Source organism: Providencia burhodogranariea DSM 19968 (genome assembly GCF_000314855.2).
GTDB lineage: Bacteria > Pseudomonadota > Gammaproteobacteria > Enterobacterales > Enterobacteriaceae > Providencia > Providencia burhodogranariea.
On record NZ_KB233226.1, the window covers coordinates 132,438 to 149,448 of the forward strand.

Below are 17,011 nucleotides of genomic sequence, written 5' to 3' on the forward strand. Positions count from 1 at the left end.
AGTGCTGATGATGAAACGGTAAATTATGAAAGTGACGTTAATATCATGGCTAAATTTTGTTTAAGTTTCCGTGGTAAAAAATTATGAGTGATAAAATAAAACCCAATATAGATAATTTCCAAAAGATATTGACCGAGCTCATTGGTTTCGAGTTACACAATATCAGAAAAGAAAAAGGTCTTAGCGGTAGTAAGCTAGCAAAAAAATTAAAATTATCTCAACAACAAATATCTCGCTATGAAAGAGGAGAATGCAGCATTAGTTGTGGAACATTATTTTTAATATTATTTCACTTAGAAACGAATCCAGTGGTATTTCTTAGGAAGATTACCTTGGCACTAAATGAATCTCATCCAAAGGCTATTTCATATCTTTATGATGCCGATATGTCACTGGAAAAAAAGGATGATTTTAATTATTTATTTCATAAAGAAACAGAAATACTCCTAAATTCGTCTTTAAAAAATAATAAGTCGACACTGAATTTTGATAGGTAGTTTATTTAAAAAAACATCCAGAAAAACTGGATAATCATGTAGTCATATACTTAGACGAGGTCCAAATGAAAAAAGTATTTTTAGCAGCATTAATTTCTGCCGCTATTGCATCTCCAGCACTCGCTGATCAAGGGCATGGTAAAGTAACATTTAAAGGTGAAATTATTGACGCGCCATGCTCAATAAGCTCAGATTCAATCGACCAAACAGTATGGCTAGGCCAAATTGCAAACTCCGTTTTAGCTAATGGTGGAACATCGACTGCTAAACAATTTAATATTGAATTAGAAGATTGTGTATTCCCTAAAGATGCAGACGACAAAGTATATAACGATAAAGTTAGTATTACTTTCAGTGGTTCAAGCGCAGGTTTTAACCCTAAACTATTAGGTGTTACTGGCTTAGATGCAACCGACCCTACTATCGCAGGTAACGTCGGTATTCAATTAACTGATACCAATGGTAAAGCTCTAGATATGGGTGTTGCTACATCCCAAGAACACCAATTACAAGCAGGTGATAACACACTACGCTATAGCGCATATGTTCAAGGTGCTAGCGTCGATGTAGATAAAATTCCTTTAGGTAAATTTGAAGGCGTAACTAACTTTACCCTAGCTTATAACTAATTGATTAGTGTAAGAGGAATACATGCTATTCCTCTATTCATTGTCTAATTAAATAAGAGGTTAAAGTGAAAGGATTGACCTATTTGCAACAAAATGCATATTTCCTATTTCTTATCGCATTATTTTTCCCAACTAAGATATTCGCATCAAATCATGGATGGGGAAAAGTCACCATGAATGGGGAAATAGTTGATACTGCTTGTGCAATAGATATTGGCTCAAGGGATCAGACCATTAACCTAGGGGTACTTCCTACTAGTTATATTCGCGAAGTAGGGAAAGGCCCCATAAAAGAATTTGATATTAAACTTATCGATTGTCGCTGGGAAAGATTTTCAAAAGATAATAATGAATGGAATTCACTGGAAGTCACATTTGATGGCCCATCTGAAGGTAATTATTTTTCCCTTTCCGGTGAAGCAAAAGGCGTCCAATTAGCTTTGCATGATAAAGCCGGATATTCCATTATTCCAGGAAAAGCATTAACCGCAGTTGGTATTACACCTGGAACAATGATACTGAGATACCAAATGCAGTTAGTCACCAATTATCACCCTGTTAAACCTGGTAATTACCAAACCTTATTACGTTTCAAGGTTGATTATTATTAGTTCCAAAAACTAGATTGGTATTTTAGGGATGTTTTTTATGTTTTTTAAACAACACAGAGTTAATATAATAACTGCTACCTTAATGATTGTATTTGGTTCATTGCCATCTCAGTTACATGCTGCGGATGTTATGCAATTCAATACAGAATTATTCGATCTAGAAGACAAAAAAAACATCGATATAAAGCAATTTTCTCGTGCAGGTTACATTATGCCGGGAGTTTATCCGCTTAAAGTACAATTAAATAATGATACTCTACCTGAACAACGATTTTCATTTTATGCACCTGATGAAGATCCTGAGGGTAGCCTTGTTTGTATTTCCCCAGAACAAGTTCAACAATTAGGCTTAACCGCTGGCGCACTAAAAGAAATCTCTTGGTGGCATAATGGTGAATGTTTAAATTTATCCAGTTTACCGGGGCTTCAAGCCAGGGGAGATTTATCGGATACCACATTGCATCTAAGTATTCCTCAAGCTTATTTAGAATATCGAACAGAAAATTGGGATCCCCCTTCTCTTTGGGATGAAGGTATTTCCGGTATTATTTTTGATTACAATATTAATGCCAGATCAAACCGCCCTCATGATAATAAAAATAATTACAATGTGACCGCAAATGGTGTCGCTGGGGTAAACCTGGGTGCTTGGCGTATGAGGGGGGACTGGCAAGGTCGGCTACAACATGAAACAGGTTCAGGAAAAGAAACTGAACGCGATTTTCAATGGAGCAGATTATATATTTATAAAGCATTAACCAGCTTGAGTGCAAAGCTAACATTAGGGGAAGATTATTTAAATACAGATTTGTTTGATAGCTTCAGGTTCACTGGGATCAGTTTACGTTCTGATATATTAATGCTTCCCCCAAATTTACGCGGCTATGCGCCAGAAATAACAGGTGTCGCAAGCACAAATGCCACTGTTATTATCAGCCAACAAGGTCGTATTATTTATCAAGAGCAAGTTGCTGCTGGGCCATTTCGTATTCAAAACTTAAGCGATGCAACAAGCGGAAAGCTAGATGTTAAAATTGAAGAGCAGGATGGCTCTGTACAGGAATATCAAGTTGAAACAGCTAGTATCCCTTATTTAACACGCCCAGGGTCGGTACGCTACAAATTAGCAATGGGTCGACCTTCTGATATGGATCATCATGTGCAAGGAGGTACTTTTGCGAGTGGTGAAATGTCTTGGGGAGTTACTAATGGTTGGTCGTTGTTAGGTGGGTCATTAAACAGCCAAGATTATAATGCCTTTAACATCGGTGTTGGCCGTGACCTATTGGTATTTGGTGCACTATCTTTTGATATAACACACTCTATTGCAAATATTGATAATGATAATGATAATGATAAAAGGCTATCAGGTAGCTCATATAGAATAAACTATTCAAAGCGTTTTGATGATTATGATAGCCAAGTGCAATTTGCAGGATATCGATTTTCTGAGCGTAACTTTATGACAGTTACTGATTTTCTTTCTGCAAAAGAATCAGGTGAGCGTCATGGCAGTAATAAAGAAATGTATGTTATTTCTTTAAATAAAAACTTTAAAGATGCAAGGCTAAGTGCTTATTTAAACTATTCTCACCAAACATATTGGGATAAGCCTGAAAGTAACCGATATAACTTAATGCTAACTAAAACGACTGACTTTAGTAACTTTAAAAATATCAATATTTCTTTATCTGCCTATCGTAATGAATATAACGATATCAATGATAATGGCTTTTATATTTCGGCATCAATGCCATGGGGTAACGGTGCAAATATAGGTTATTCATTACAGTCAACTCGTGATGATACAGTTAACCGTGCCACTTATTACGACAAATTTGACGATAGAACTAGTTACCAAGTCAGTGCAGGCTCAACGAATAAAGGTGGCACTGCTAGTACTTATATCACGCACTATGGTGATAATGCCAAATTAACAGCAAATGCGAGTTATATTCATAATAATTACACATCATTTGGTTTAGGCGCGCAAGGCGGTATTACGATGACTTTTAATGGTGCTGATATACATCGTATTTCAACGATTGGTGGAACTCGTTTACTTATTGATACTGATGGTGTTGCAAATATTCCGGTTAAAGATCGTGGAATACCTATTACTTCAAATCAATTTGGTAAGGTTGTCGTTCCTGATATTAATAGCTATTACCGCAGTAAAGTAAAAGTTGATTTGAATAGTTTACCAAATAATGCAGAAGTTACAGATTCAATTGTTCAAGCTACTCTAACCGAGGGTGCTATCGGATATCGTAAATTTAATGTGTTATCAGGTGAAAAGATGATGCTTTCAATAAGAATGTCTGATGGATCATCTCCGCCATTTGGTTCTCAAATTATTAATTCAAAAGGACAAGAAACCGGAATAGTGACAGATGCTGGATATGCTTATATCAGTGGTATCAAACCAGATGAAATCATGGGAATAAAATGGGGTGGAGAATCCCAATGTGAAATTCACTTCCCTGATAACTTAAATGAAATTAATCAAGGCCTCTTTATTCCTTGTAAGCCATTAACAAACACACGTATTGAAACGAATAATAATTCTGTCAAAGAGTAATAGTGATGAGAAAATCAATCAATTTATATATCAGTACAATTTTATTAAGTAGCTTTGTTAGTGGTAGCGCTTTCTCTGCCATTGCCTTGGATAGAACTCGCATCGTATTTAATGGCGATCAAAAATCAGTATCATTAACAATTACCAATAAAAATAATCAGCTTCCTTATCTTGCTCAAGGTTGGGTTGAAAACAGTCAAGGGCAGAAGATCACCTCTCCATTTGCGGTGTTGCCGCCAGTACAACGAGTGGAGCCAGAAAAATCAACCCAAGTACGAATTGAAGCTCTACCTGAAATAGCAACTCTTCCACAAGATAGAGAGAGTATTTATTACTTTAACTTAAGGGAAATTCCACCTAAAAGTGATAAACCTAATGTATTGCAGCTCGCATTACAAAGTAAAATAAAACTATTCTATCGCCCTACAGGCATACTATTAAATGAAACTGAGATGCTTAATAATCCTTGGCAAGAAAAAATGCAATTAATGCGTAAAGGTGATCAGTTTATCGTTAAAAACCCAACACCTTTTTTTATTACTGTTATCGGTGCGGCAGCAACTAAAAACTCTCCTGTTAATAGACAATTTCAAGCAATCATGATCGCACCCTTTGGTGAAGAAAATCTTGGTGTTACAAGTTCAACATTAGGCCAGAGCCCTGTTCTTACCTATATTAATGACTATGGTGGCCGACCAAAATTACAATTTAAATGTCTAGCAGATATTTGCCAAACAATTCCTGATACTAAATAGTGAGGTGAGATATGATTGAAAAAAAAGGTCTTACTTTATTACTAGCTTTAATCCTCTTGCCATCTGCTCATGCTATATCAAGTAGTAACCTATTATACAATGCTGATGGTAATTGGGATGTCGAAGGAGCTAATGGCCGAATTTTCGTTTATGGCTCATTAACAGAAAGCGCTTGCCGTTTATCAATGAATTCAGCTTTCCAAACTGTTGATATTGGAAATATTGAAAGCGCAACATTAAAAAAAGTAGGCGATCATGGACACAAAACTCCAATAAACATAGAGTTGACTGATTGTATTGAAACACCAACGTTGATACGAAATGATAAAACAGGTAATGCCATATGGAGCACTTCACAACCAGGTTTTAAAATACATTTTTTATCGCCAACTGTTCCTTTTAAACCTAATTTAGCTCAAGTTGAAGGTGTAACAGGAATTGGTTTACTAATTACCAATCAACAAGGAAAAGAAATTGAATTTGGCGAAAATAGTGTTCCTGAATTAATTTTTCCTGGAAATAATCTTTTAACATATTACGTTTCTCCAGTCAGAACAGCTGAAGCATTTCAAGCTGGTACGTATCGAAGCATCATTTCTTTTCAAATAACTTATGAGTAAATTTATTAGTGAAGCTGAGATAGTATTGAAAGGAAAATAGACTATGAAAAAATCAAATATTAATAATTACTTTAAAAAAACAATACTAACGATGCTATTTTTTTTATTATTTCCATCTTTTTTAAGTTTTTCAAAAAATGGCCAAATTGGTGAAATAAAAATCCGGGGATTATTAGTTGCTGAAGCATGCACAGTTAGACCCGGAGATGAAAATATTATTGTCGAGTTTGGTAATATTGTAGATAAATACATCTATATTAATCAAAAAACACCATTAGAACAATTCAATATTCATTTAGATGATTGTGATAATAGCATATTCAATACTGTCACTGTTAAATTTGAAGGGACAGAAAACCCTAATTTACCCGGTTTGCTAGCCCTAGATAACGCTAGCATGGCTTCAGGAATTGGAATTGAACTATTTGAAAATAGCGGAAAAAACATTCCTATCAATAGTCTTACATCTACATATAGACTAGAAAATGGGACAAATATATTAAGTTTTAACGCTAATGTTCAAGGAGAACCAAATGCAATTAAAAATAAAAGTATTGGTTTAGGATATTTTACTGCAACAGCGGTATTTAATTTAATTTACGATTAAGGCATAGAAAAAACAATGAGAATATTTACTCTATTTCTAATGATTATGTTATTTTCATCTCCTCTTTATGCCTTTGTATGCAAAACAAATGAAGGACAAGAAGTTGGGGGCGGCACGCAAAGTATTAATGATGTCCCTATAGATAACGATATTTTCGCAGTGCCAAATCGTATTAACGAATTCGCTGATGTTAGTGATTTTATGAGTTGTCGAAATGAGGCACCTAGTTCTTATGTAGACTATTTAAATGTAACAGGTGCAGATTTAGGTCCTACATTTAAAAATAATCCCGAGCTAAAAGCAGGTGTTGTCATTAGAGGAAATTATTATTTAGCCCCTTTTAGTGGTCGGGAAATTTCTGTTTTTAGGCTAACCTCTGCGACTGAGCGCCTACAAATAAAATTATATTTACAAGTTAATACTAAACCAACCCCATCTGTTTTAGTCAGAAAAGGGGATCTATTAATGACATTAAATCTGCATAAATACGCTACCTTTGTCGGAAGTAATAATCAAATTGACCATGCCTATTTCACATGGAATTTTTATGCAGGTAATGATGTTATTGTCGGAACAGGTACATGTGATATAAATAATAATCAAATTATTATAGTCGATTTTGAAACAGTGAATGCATCCGGTATTTCTACGGTCGGTAGTGCTAGCCGCTTTCAGCGTAATGTAGAAATAAGTTATCGCTGTGAAGATAACAACCTAACAACGCCGATAAAAATGACATTAAGTGGTGATACATCAACATTTTCATCAGATGCTTTATTGGTCCGTACAGGAGATATTGGCAGTTCAGGGGCGATCATGCCCGGCTTGGGGGTTGAAATATATCGTCAAGGAGGACGTATATCACCAATGAATGGGAGCTTTAATTCACAAATTACAAATGGACAAGGTAAAGACACATTGATGTTTGCATTAGTCAAAAAACAAAACTTAGCTAAAACTGATCTGATTGAAGGTCAATTTAATTCCGCCGCAACTATTATTATGTCTACACCATAGTACTTAATATCTCTTTAGTTCTGACAATATCTTTTAAGCAATAATCGACGGACTTCAAATATCACTAGCCGGAGAATACCGGCTAGTGATAATAAAACTGACAAACTTAGTCGCTACCAAAAAGATCTCGGGTATAAACTTTATCAGCAACATCCTCAAGCTCTGGCAGCATGCGGTTCGCCAAAATAATATCACTGTCGGCTTTAAACGCATCGAGGTCACGGTAAACTTTCGAGCGAAAGAATTCATCTTCTTTGAGCACAGGCTCATACACAATGACTTCAATCCCTTTCGCTTTAATGCGCTTCATGATCCCTTGAACGGATGACGCTCGGAAATTATCCGACCCCGCTTTCATGACCAAGCGATACACGCCAACTTTGCGCGGCGCTTTAGCAATAATCGAGTCTGAAATAAAGTCTTTACGGGTGCGGTTAGATTCAACAATTGCATTAATCAAGTTATTTGGCACATCGTCATAGTTAGCCAGCAATTGCTTGGTGTCTTTTGGTAGACAGTAGCCGCCATAACCGAATGATGGGTTGTTGTAGTGACTGCCAATACGCGGGTCTAACGAAACCCCCTCAATGATTTGGCGTGCATTCAAGCCACGGCTTTCTGCGTAGGTGTCTAGCTCATTGAAGTACGCGACACGCATGGCTAAATAGGTGTTTGCAAATAATTTAATCGCCTCGGATTCTGTCCCATCGGTAAACAGAACAGGCACATCTTTTTTGATGGCCCCTTCAAGCAATAAGTCCGCAAATATTTGTGCACGTTCAGAACGTTCGCCAACCACAATTCGCGACGGATATAGGTTGTCATACAGAGCACGACCTTCACGTAAAAATTCTGGCGAGAAAATCACATTAGTATAGCCAAATTCTTCACGCAAGCGCTCAGTAAAGCCAACCGGAATCGTCGACTTCACAATGATAGTGGCGCTTGGATTGATTTTTTGTACATCATGAATAACGGATTCAACAGACTGAGTATTGAAGTAGTTGGTTTTCGGGTCATAGTCAGTTGGCGTTGCAACAATGACATAATCGGCGTGGGTATAAGCCTCAACTTTGTCTTCTGTCGCCCGGAAATTGAGTTTTTTTTCAGTTAAAAACTGTTCAATCTCCGTATCAATAATCGGTGATTGTTTGTTATTCAACATCGCTACTTTTTCAGCGATGATATCAACCGCCACAACTTCATGGTGTTGTGACAGTAACATGGCGTTAGATAGGCCAACGTAGCCTGTACCAGCAATTGCTATTTTCAAAACTAACCTCTCAAATCCATTTTCGGATATTACAGGTGGTACTGCATCAATAATAAGTTACAGGTACGAATGTGTTACTGGTGATAGTAAGATTGATACCAGTCAACGAACGCCTGTACCCCCTGTTCAATAGATACCTGTGGGCGATACCCTGTTACGGTAAATAGATCTTCTGTATCTGCCCAAGTGGTATACACATCACCGGCCTGCATAGGTAAAAAGTTTTGAATCGCTTTTTTACCTAACGATTTTTCAAGTGCGACAATAAAGTCAGTCAGCTTCACGGGTTGCCCATTACCTATGTTGTAGATACGGTAAGGTGCGCTGCTTTGTGCGGCTGATAAAGAACGATTTTCGGGATCTGCTTGTGGGATTATATCGGAAATACGGATAATTCCTTCCACAATATCATCAATAAACGTGAAATCGCGGCTGAGATTGCCGTTATTATAAACATCTATCGGCTCCTCAGCTAAAATCGCTTTGGTAAACTTAAACAATGCCATGTCTGGGCGGCCCCACGGACCATAGACAGTAAAGAAGCGCAAGCCCGTGGTCGGCAGCTGATAGAGGTGTGAGTAAGAGTGTGCCATCAGCTCATTAGCTTTTTTGGTTGCTGCATATAATGAGACAGGATGGTCAGTCGACATATCGGTACTAAATGGTGTTTGATCTGTCATGCCATAAACTGAACTCGAAGATGCATAAACTAAATGTTTGATTTTGGCTTGACGACAACCTTCAAGAATAGCTAAGTGCCCATTAAGATTGCTATCTGCATAAGCAAAAGGATTTTGGAGTGAATAACGTACACCGGCTTGAGCGGCAAGATGTATCACACGATCAAAACCTTCTTGAGTACAAAGTACCACGACTTTCTCACGCTCAGTGATATCAAGTGGAATGAAGCGGAAATGGGAATATTGTTCGAGAATATGTAAACGAGACTGTTTTAAGCCTTGATCGTAATAAGCATTCATATTGTCGATCCCAACAACTTCATGCCCATTATCTAATAAACGCTGACATAATCTAAAACCAATAAAACCTGCACTGCCTGTAACTAAGTATTTCATATTAATTGTCTTCTAGGGCTGTTGAACTTTGAAGGTCAATTTTTATTCGAATTAAAAGCGCTTACTTGAGGTAAAAAGAGCAAGGTGAGAGGTTCACCGGCCAGTTAGCTCCGCAAGGGGCGCTCAATATCACGAAAAATCGCTTTTAATCGAACCCAAAGGGCGCTTTTCATTTCCAGCTTGAGTTGGTGTTCATGTTTTTTAACCACTTTAATTAGTGGGCATGATGGATTTGCTGTTATTTTGATCGGTTTCATGCAGTGAAAATAAGTAGCAAAGAACAACATCCCTTGTGTTAATCCATTCTAAAAGCTCAGTATGAGCCGCTCAATATGATTCATTTAGTTTACACTCCAACTACTTAATTTTGCATCTATATTAGCGATCATCCGGTAGCTAAGATTTTCTACTGAAAGTTACTCGCGTTTAGAATACATTCAAACTAAATTACTTAGGTATATGACCCATAAATGAAGTAATGGTTTTACTTTCGAGAAAATAAAAATGGGATTGAAGGAAAAGTGTAAGAGATGTGAGTTGTTTCGTAGCAATGTGGATCAATTAAATCGATTTATACTTAATGCCGTAACACACGGAGTATCTTGGGTTGCTATGGGGATTTATATTATTAGATACATTGATCAGTACAACGATCAATACAACTCATTTCTGAAGAGAAAATTGAATATCCTACAGGCTTTCCGAAATCGCTCCGGCCATAGCACCGATGGTGTCCGTATCTCCCCCTTGGTTGGCACAATACATCGCACACGTGATAGGAGCACCTTTCGTTATGTAATATGGCCAGAGCGCACGGAATGAACTCTATCGTATCCATACTGGCTCCAATAAAATCATAGAACACGCTTAATGTTGTCAGATAAAGGCATTTGGTTACCGCTCTTCAGCTACAAGTATAGAAAGTTTTTTAAATTTAGGGCCATTATGTTTGTTCAATTGCTCAATTTATTGCTAAAAAGAATCGCAGTAGCAATTACAACATCTGACTTATGAATTGAGACTTCAGCTATTTGATTGATTTTTATCAATTTATTATGGCCTGCTGCCTAGGTGATACAACCAATACGCGCTATTCATCTTGCTGGTTCAAGTAAAACGGCCAATACTATCCTTAACAACTTTAATAATATTAGCAGCAATTAGTTCCAATGCCAGTCTAGCGATTGAAATAGGTTATCGTAGAGATCTTTATATGCTAGGGTTTAATTCATCGTCTTGATACTCTCAGAAGCAATAACTTGACGATGATGCTCAGATAATAGATTGATTGATATCCCAACGATACAGTGACTGTATTCCTACCTAAAAAGATGATTTTTAATCATCGTGACATGTCACGTTTTATTATTCAAGATTGGTTAAAAGTAACATAATGTTATTCAGTATCAATCTATTACAAAAAAAATATATCGCTAATATAGAACATGATTAGATAATCAATAATATATGCATGAAATAATTTAAGTTGTTAATAATGCAACAGTTGCAACTCAATTACCCCTCTGACACGGCGATAAAAGTGCCTTTATGTAACATCCATAAGCAGTGTCAATAACCTCATAGCACTATTCCATTATTATGTTAATTAGCGTGATCTTATCCACGAAGCTAACTCATATCATGGATTGACCTAGGATTTGCGTTTATTCTATTTATAGTGGGTTTTATTATTAATCTGAAATGAGGTAAATCATGCAAGTTTCTGCTCGTAACCAATTAACTGGTACTGTTAGCATCGTTAAAGAAGGCGCTGTTAATAATGAAGTCGTTTTATCTTTAGGTAATGGCGAAGAACTGACAACCGTGATTACCCGTGAAAGCTGCAAAGCATTAGGGCTAGTTGTTGGAAAAGAAGCTGTCGCAATCATTAAAGCGCCTTGGGTCGTTTTAGCAAAACCCGACTGTGGCTTACAGTTTTCAGCTCGTAACCAATTTAGTGGCAAAATCAGCAATATCATTGAAGGCGCAGTCAACAGTACAGTACATTTAGTCACTGACAAAGGTGTTGAACTAACAGCGATCATTACCAATGAAAGCCTTGAAGATATGGCGCTAACCAAAGGTGTCGAAATCACTGCACTGATTAAAGCGTCAAGTGTGATCCTTGCAACACGCAAATAATCCACTTTAATTTATAAAAAACAAAAGGCGGGAATACTCCCGCCTTCTTTATCATTTAACACTCAATCATCATTCTTTATTACTACTCAACAATAGCTTTAGTCGCGGCATTGAGTTCTTGATAAATATAGTGTCGATAACTGTCTAATAATTGTTTATCTTCACAATCATCTAATTTCCCATCACATAAATGCCGCATCTTGATATTTGCCTCATAGAAAGGCGAAACTTTTAGATTCGCACGCTCTAATAGAATACCACCAAGAAATGCAATATCAGTCAAATTACCTGTTTTGATACTAGTGCCTAGTTTAAGGTTATCACGCAGTGTAAATTGAGTAATAAACGCAGGAGATGAAAACTCAGATTGGTATTTATTCAAGCTGATCCCCGGCTGATGGTCACCAAAATATAAAAACATCAATGGGCGTTGTCGTTTAGAAATAAACTCAGCAAAATCACGTATCGCATTATCAGATGCAACAATTTTTTCCATATAGTGGCTAAATTTACCAGCTGAATCCGCGTTTTCTAATTTGCCTTTCAAGCCATAATCATCACTGTGTGTTTCTTTATAAGGGCCATGTTCATACATCGTTAGTGAGAAGATAAAGACTGGTTTATCTGTCTCTTTAGCTAAAATCTCTTTAGCATATTTCAGCATGTCATCAGTGCTGATAGTCCATAAGTTATCTTGTAATTTCCCCGGATAACCCAGCTCTTGCGGTTGAATAATTCGATCGACACCCAACATTTCATAGGCATGCCCAGAGTGATAGGCTCCACGATTAAATGGTGTCAAAACAACGGTATAATAACCGTTAGCTTTCATCTCTTTAAACAAGCTGTTATTGAGATGATCGACAATGAAATAGAATACGCCACTTTTCTGTGCACCAAAATCATCGCTATTTAGCCCTGTGAGTGCGGCAAACTCAGATAACCATGTCCCACCACCAAAGGTTTGTACTCGCATTCGACTATGAGCAGTTAAGTCATTATCTTGTTGGAACATAAACAGATTAGGCAGCTTTGTTCCTTCAGGTAATTTGTAGACATCCGGATTAACAGTCGATTCTTGCAATAGCAATAAAATATCAGGTTTCTCTAAAGCTTCTGCTGCGGGTAATGATACCGAAGCCGCTTTATGTACAAAGTAATCTGATGAGCCTTTGAATTGTGGCGACTGATAGGTTGAATTTTGCGCCGACATGACTAAGTTAGTCACAGTACCTCGGCCTTTTGGTAAGGTATTGGTCCACTCGCTGTAGTAATGTGACGCGGCAAAACTCGCGCCAAAATAGCCACCAAGACCTAATATCACACCAATCAACCGCAAAGCAAATGATTTTCTTGGGCGAAGTAAACGCCAACTTAATACACCATTTATCACTAATAAGATCAGTAACCCAATTAATGCAACACCCGCCAGCCAATAATGACTCAAAGTGCCCATGTTTGAGGTATCAGTCATTATATTGATATCTGAATAAAATAACTGCTCTTTGTAATAGTGGACTTTAAGTTGATTGATGAACTTAATAATGATGAACAACGTACTGGTAACAACCGCAGAAAAAAGCCATCTGGCAGTGATAATAGAGAGAAAACCAAAAATTACCGCGTAGACACCAATCGAAACTAAAGCGGGGTAAATCACACTACTTTTTTCAAAAACTAAAAAGAGGGAAGCGATTAAAATCACAACCAGATAAACAGCAGAAAACACACTTTTCTTCATCAGGTTTACCACAAAATAAATAAGTACCGATAGCCTTGATTATATAAAGACCACCACAAAACTTTCTTATCACTATTTATACTTGTCATACTTCTATTTGCATGGTGGTTAGCTATGTTCAGTTGATTGAGTCATTGTGTTTATCTATCCCCCTCACCGAACTGCTCTTATCTCTTACATGCAAATCGAATTATTAAAAGTTAAACTATTCGGCAAAAATGCCTTTATCACGTAAAAAGTGCCCATCACCTTTACGTCTTATAAAACCACTTTTATCGAAAAATTCGAGGATTTGGATAGCCAGTTTACGGCCAATACCCAGTTCATTACGAAAATCAGCTGCGTAAATAACCCCTTTATCTTCGCAATAATGCAAAATAAGTTCAGCAAATTGTTTCATCTGTTCACTGCTATAATAACGGTCACGTACGATGGCTGTGACAAGACCCATTTGAGCCGCTTTTTTCATCATGCGCCGTAATATATCCTCTTCGTAATCCGTTTCGGTTGCAAGGTCGCGAACCCACCAAGCATCTACTCTAGGAAATAGCGCCACGACTTTTTGCCAAATCTGCTGTTGTTCAGCATCAAAAACTAATCCATGTTGTGGCATATGTAGCCAGCCTCGGGTCTGCTTGATACTTCCATCATCAATGAGTTCACTAATCAGTTTAAAGACTAATGGTTCGCTCATTGTGGGTAATGCCATTCGCTTTAATCGAGCCTTACTGACACCAATTTGATCGCTGTGAATTTCATGAAAATTTTCTAATGTTTGTATCAGTCGCCCTTTAGCCATTTGTGCTTTAAAGGCAGATAACACCAAATCGCCCACACGGACTAACTCAACCCGAGTAAGCAATTGTTCAAGAGCCGGTGAGGTTAACTGACGAGACCAACCATAACTGTTTAAATCAAGCTCCCCACGCGGAAGTTGTAATTTCAAAGAGGTTAATTCGTCTGTCGCTTCACAAAGATGGCATAGCCAATCAATAAATTCAGGTAATCTTTTACCTCTACGCGGTGAAGTTAAGCGAATAACTCTTGCTGATGCCAATGTTTCTCGGGCACTGATATCACGAACGATTAGCCGGTCATTATCGACCAACCATAACGGCGTATCTAAGATCAATTCAGCTAACTGTGGAGTTTCACCCGGTTCCGTTAACAATGACACACGGCCTGTAATATGACTAGCACCATGATACAAATGGACAGGCTGCCAATGTTTGATAATCGAGTCACATTGTAACTCCACTATCACCCGAATTGCCGCAGCAAAAGGTTGATGAGATAACAGCCAGTCTCCACGAGAGACATTTTCTTTATCAATATCACCCACAAGATTTAGCGCAACACGATCGCCCGCCTGAGCCATCTCAGCTTGCTGATTCTGGCGATGAATACCCCTGACTCTAACCGATGAATCAGCTCCGGTTAACCATAATGATTCACCCATCGAAACTTGCCCTGCAAGCGCCGTTCCTGTAACAACTATCCCTGCGCCTTTAACATGAAATACGCGGTCAATCGCCAATCGAAAACGTTGCTGTTTATTTTGATGATCGGTGGATTGTTGATGACTTTGTTGCAGATACACACGTAATGGTTCAATACCTTTTCCATCGGTCGCTGAGGTAATAAAAAGTGCAGCATCAGGCCAACCTTGGCGATGAATTTCAGCATTAACTTGTTCAGTCACCTCAGAAATTCGTGCTTCATCAACCCTGTCTGCTTTAGTCAAAACCACAGTAATATTAGGACAGCCCGCAAGGCGTAAAATTGCTAAGTGTTCTAGCGTTTGCGCCATCACACCATCATCACATGCAACCACCAGCAGAGCATGATTAATTCCACCAACTCCTGCCAACATATTACCTAAGAATTTTTCATGTCCCGGAACATCAATAAATCCGATAGCACTACCATCTTGCTGGGGCCAATAGGCATAACCCAAATCGATGGTCATTCCACGTTTTTTTTCTTCAGGTAAATGTGCGGTATTTACCCCCGTAATGGCCTGAATTAAAGATGTTTTGCCATGATCAACATGGCCAGCAGTAGCGAAAATCATGAAAGTAGTACCTGCAATAGCGCATGTTCATCATCTAAACAACGAAGATCTAACCATAACTTGCCCTCTTTGACTCGGCCTATAACGGGTTGTGCGGATTGACGCCAACGAGCAGCCAGTAGAGCAAGTGAGTTTCCTCGTCCATCAAAAGGCATGAAGGTCACGGCATAACTCGGTAGTCGGTCAATAGGCAATGAGCCACTGCCTATTTGAGATAAGCAAGGTTCCATTTCAACCACAAACTTATCGCCGTAGAAGGCTTGCAAAGGCACAATAAGACGTTCTGCTTGCGTTTTTACTTCATCAGCACTGCGAGTTAACCAACGTAATGTTGGTAATTCAGTCACCAATTTTTCTGGTGTCAGATACAGTTTCAATGTGGCTTCAAGCGCTGCTAAGGTCATCTTATCCGCACGTAAGGCGCGTTTAAGTGGATGCTTTTGAATCGCCTCAATCCATTTTTTCTTGCCAAGAATAATCCCAGCCTGCGGTCCACCAAGTAACTTGTCACCCGAAATAGAGACCAAATCAATACCTTGTGATAAATAGGTTTGAGGCATTGGTTCGGCAGGTAATCCATAGACTGTCATATCAATCATTGAGCCGCTGCCTAAATCAATGGCTGTCGGCAACTGGTGCTGGCTGCCCAATTGCGCCAATTCAGTACTTTCAACTTCAGCAGTAAAGCCTTCAATACTATAGTTACTGGTATGTACCTTCATCAATAATGTGGTTTGATCATTGATAGCATTGGCATAATCACGTAAGTGAGTGCGGTTAGTGGTTCCGACCTCAACAAGTTGACAGCCTGCTTGCGCCATTACATCAGGTACCCGAAAAGCGCCGCCAATTTCCACCAGCTCACCACGTGAAACAATAACTTGCCCACCTTGAGCCACTGTAGCTAAAAGCAATAATACGGCAGCTGCATTGTTATTCACTATGCAAGCGTCTTCTGCTCCGGTCAGTTGGCATAATAAGTCTGCTAACGCGCGATCACGATGCCCTCGAGTTGCACCATCAAGTGAATATTCCAATGTAACAGGCGAACTCATTACTTTGTTAACCGCAAGAATGGCCGATTTAGCCATCACTGCACGACCAAGATTGGTATGCAATACTGTCCCCGAGAGATTAAACACGGGTTTTAATGCGCTTTCTTGCAAAGCAGCATGGCGACGAGTTAACTCAGCCAACCAATCATTATGCCAACTCGGTAATTGCTCATGTTGTTGAATAAATTCACGTGCTTGCTGCTGCATATCACGCAACTGTTCAGTCACCCAATGATGCCCTGATTCAACAACAAATATCTGAACTTCATCAAGCTGTAGCAATTTATCGATAGCAGGAAGCTGACGATATAGAGCCGCGTTAGAGTCTGCCAT

General features: G+C 38.3%; 14 protein-coding genes. 9 read left to right on the top strand and 5 right to left on the bottom strand.

Annotated features, from left to right (window positions below):
* Nucleotides 1-83 precede the first annotated feature (83 nt).
* The 8 genes from OOA_RS19845 (at nt 84) to OOA_RS18205 (ending at nt 7,317) form a co-directional block, all read left to right on the top strand.
* Entirely contained in the window at nt 84-497 is a 414-nt protein-coding gene (locus OOA_RS19845; RefSeq protein ID WP_008913633.1) for a helix-turn-helix domain-containing protein, read from the top strand.
* 65 nt (nt 498-562) lie between these two features.
* The gene (locus OOA_RS18175) at nt 563-1,126 is read left to right on the top strand and encodes a fimbrial protein (protein WP_008913634.1); all 564 of its coding nucleotides are present in this window, start codon (nt 563-565) and stop codon (nt 1,124-1,126) included.
* Between the two features lie 65 nt (nt 1,127-1,191).
* Nucleotides 1,192-1,737 carry a fimbrial protein gene (locus OOA_RS18180; protein WP_236611274.1) on the top strand — a complete coding sequence of 182 codons (546 nt, stop codon included), beginning with the start codon at nt 1,192-1,194 and terminating at the stop codon, nt 1,735-1,737.
* Nucleotides 1,738-1,765: 28 nt separating this feature from the next.
* A complete protein-coding gene (locus OOA_RS18185) occupies nt 1,766-4,318 on the top strand; it encodes an outer membrane usher protein (protein ID WP_040691917.1) in 2,553 nt (850 codons plus the stop codon).
* A 5-nt stretch (nt 4,319-4,323) separates the two neighbouring features.
* Nucleotides 4,324-5,073 carry a fimbria/pilus periplasmic chaperone gene (locus OOA_RS18190; protein WP_008913637.1) on the top strand — a complete coding sequence of 250 codons (750 nt, stop codon included), beginning with the start codon at nt 4,324-4,326 and terminating at the stop codon, nt 5,071-5,073.
* An 11-nt stretch (nt 5,074-5,084) separates the two neighbouring features.
* Complete coding sequence (locus tag OOA_RS18195; RefSeq protein ID WP_008913638.1) at nt 5,085-5,693, top strand: fimbrial protein; 609 nt, start codon at nt 5,085-5,087, stop codon at nt 5,691-5,693.
* A gap of 43 nt (nt 5,694-5,736) precedes the next feature.
* Nucleotides 5,737-6,300 (top strand): fimbrial protein, encoded by a 564-nt coding sequence (locus OOA_RS18200; protein WP_008913639.1) that lies wholly within the window; start codon nt 5,737-5,739, stop codon nt 6,298-6,300.
* Nucleotides 6,301-6,315: 15 nt separating this feature from the next.
* Nucleotides 6,316-7,317: a fimbrial protein gene (locus OOA_RS18205; protein ID WP_040691919.1), complete on the top strand. Its 1,002-nt coding sequence runs from the start codon at nt 6,316-6,318 to the stop codon at nt 7,315-7,317.
* Nucleotides 7,318-7,423: 106 nt separating this feature from the next.
* On the opposite strand, the gene OOA_RS18210 is transcribed toward OOA_RS18205, so the two are convergent.
* Both OOA_RS18210 and OOA_RS18215 read right to left on the bottom strand, forming a co-directional pair.
* Nucleotides 7,424-8,590 (bottom strand): nucleotide sugar dehydrogenase, encoded by a 1,167-nt coding sequence (locus tag OOA_RS18210; RefSeq protein ID WP_008913641.1) that lies wholly within the window; start codon nt 8,588-8,590, stop codon nt 7,424-7,426.
* 74 nt (nt 8,591-8,664) lie between these two features.
* Nucleotides 8,665-9,666, bottom strand: coding sequence for an NAD-dependent epimerase (locus OOA_RS18215; RefSeq protein ID WP_008913642.1), 1,002 nt, complete (start codon nt 9,664-9,666; stop codon nt 8,665-8,667).
* Nucleotides 9,667-11,379: 1,713 nt separating this feature from the next.
* Between OOA_RS18215 and OOA_RS18220 the strand changes: the two genes are divergently transcribed.
* Nucleotides 11,380-11,808 (top strand): TOBE domain-containing protein, encoded by a 429-nt coding sequence (locus OOA_RS18220; protein WP_008913644.1) that lies wholly within the window; start codon nt 11,380-11,382, stop codon nt 11,806-11,808.
* A gap of 82 nt (nt 11,809-11,890) precedes the next feature.
* On the opposite strand, the gene OOA_RS18225 is transcribed toward OOA_RS18220, so the two are convergent.
* The 3 genes from OOA_RS18225 to selA form a co-directional block, all read right to left on the bottom strand.
* Nucleotides 11,891-13,549 (bottom strand): LTA synthase family protein, encoded by a 1,659-nt coding sequence (locus OOA_RS18225; protein ID WP_008913645.1) that lies wholly within the window; start codon nt 13,547-13,549, stop codon nt 11,891-11,893.
* 205 nt (nt 13,550-13,754) lie between these two features.
* The gene (gene selB / locus OOA_RS18230; protein ID WP_008913646.1) at nt 13,755-15,623 is read right to left on the bottom strand and encodes a selenocysteine-specific translation elongation factor; all 1,869 of its coding nucleotides are present in this window, start codon (nt 15,621-15,623) and stop codon (nt 13,755-13,757) included.
* Complete coding sequence (gene selA, locus OOA_RS18235; RefSeq protein ID WP_008913647.1) at nt 15,620-17,011, bottom strand: L-seryl-tRNA(Sec) selenium transferase; 1,392 nt, start codon at nt 17,009-17,011, stop codon at nt 15,620-15,622. Before selA ends, selB begins: the two co-directional genes overlap by 4 nt.

What these genes read in the sequence shown, in the direction of transcription:
- OOA_RS19845 (WP_008913633.1), top strand. Translation starts at nt 84, where the DNA reads ATGAGTGATAAAATAAAACCCAATATAGATAATTTCCAAAAGATATTG.
- OOA_RS18175 (WP_008913634.1), top strand. Translation starts at nt 563, where the DNA reads ATGAAAAAAGTATTTTTAGCAGCATTAATTTCTGCCGCTATTGCATCT.
- OOA_RS18185 (WP_040691917.1), top strand. Translation starts at nt 1,766, where the DNA reads ATGTTTTTTATGTTTTTTAAACAACACAGAGTTAATATAATAACTGCT.
- OOA_RS18190 (WP_008913637.1), top strand. Translation starts at nt 4,324, where the DNA reads ATGAGAAAATCAATCAATTTATATATCAGTACAATTTTATTAAGTAGC.
- OOA_RS18195 (WP_008913638.1), top strand. Translation starts at nt 5,085, where the DNA reads ATGATTGAAAAAAAAGGTCTTACTTTATTACTAGCTTTAATCCTCTTG.
- OOA_RS18200 (WP_008913639.1), top strand. Translation starts at nt 5,737, where the DNA reads ATGAAAAAATCAAATATTAATAATTACTTTAAAAAAACAATACTAACG.
- OOA_RS18205 (WP_040691919.1), top strand. Translation starts at nt 6,316, where the DNA reads ATGAGAATATTTACTCTATTTCTAATGATTATGTTATTTTCATCTCCT.
- OOA_RS18215 (WP_008913642.1), bottom strand. Translation starts at nt 9,666, where the DNA reads ATGAAATACTTAGTTACAGGCAGTGCAGGTTTTATTGGTTTTAGATTA.
- OOA_RS18220 (WP_008913644.1), top strand. Translation starts at nt 11,380, where the DNA reads ATGCAAGTTTCTGCTCGTAACCAATTAACTGGTACTGTTAGCATCGTT.
- OOA_RS18225 (WP_008913645.1), bottom strand. Translation starts at nt 13,549, where the DNA reads ATGAAGAAAAGTGTGTTTTCTGCTGTTTATCTGGTTGTGATTTTAATC.
- selB (WP_008913646.1), bottom strand. Translation starts at nt 15,623, where the DNA reads ATGATTTTCGCTACTGCTGGCCATGTTGATCATGGCAAAACATCTTTA.
- selA (WP_008913647.1), bottom strand. Translation starts at nt 17,011, where the DNA reads ATGGCAGACTCTAACGCGGCTCTATATCGTCAGCTTCCTGCTATCGAT.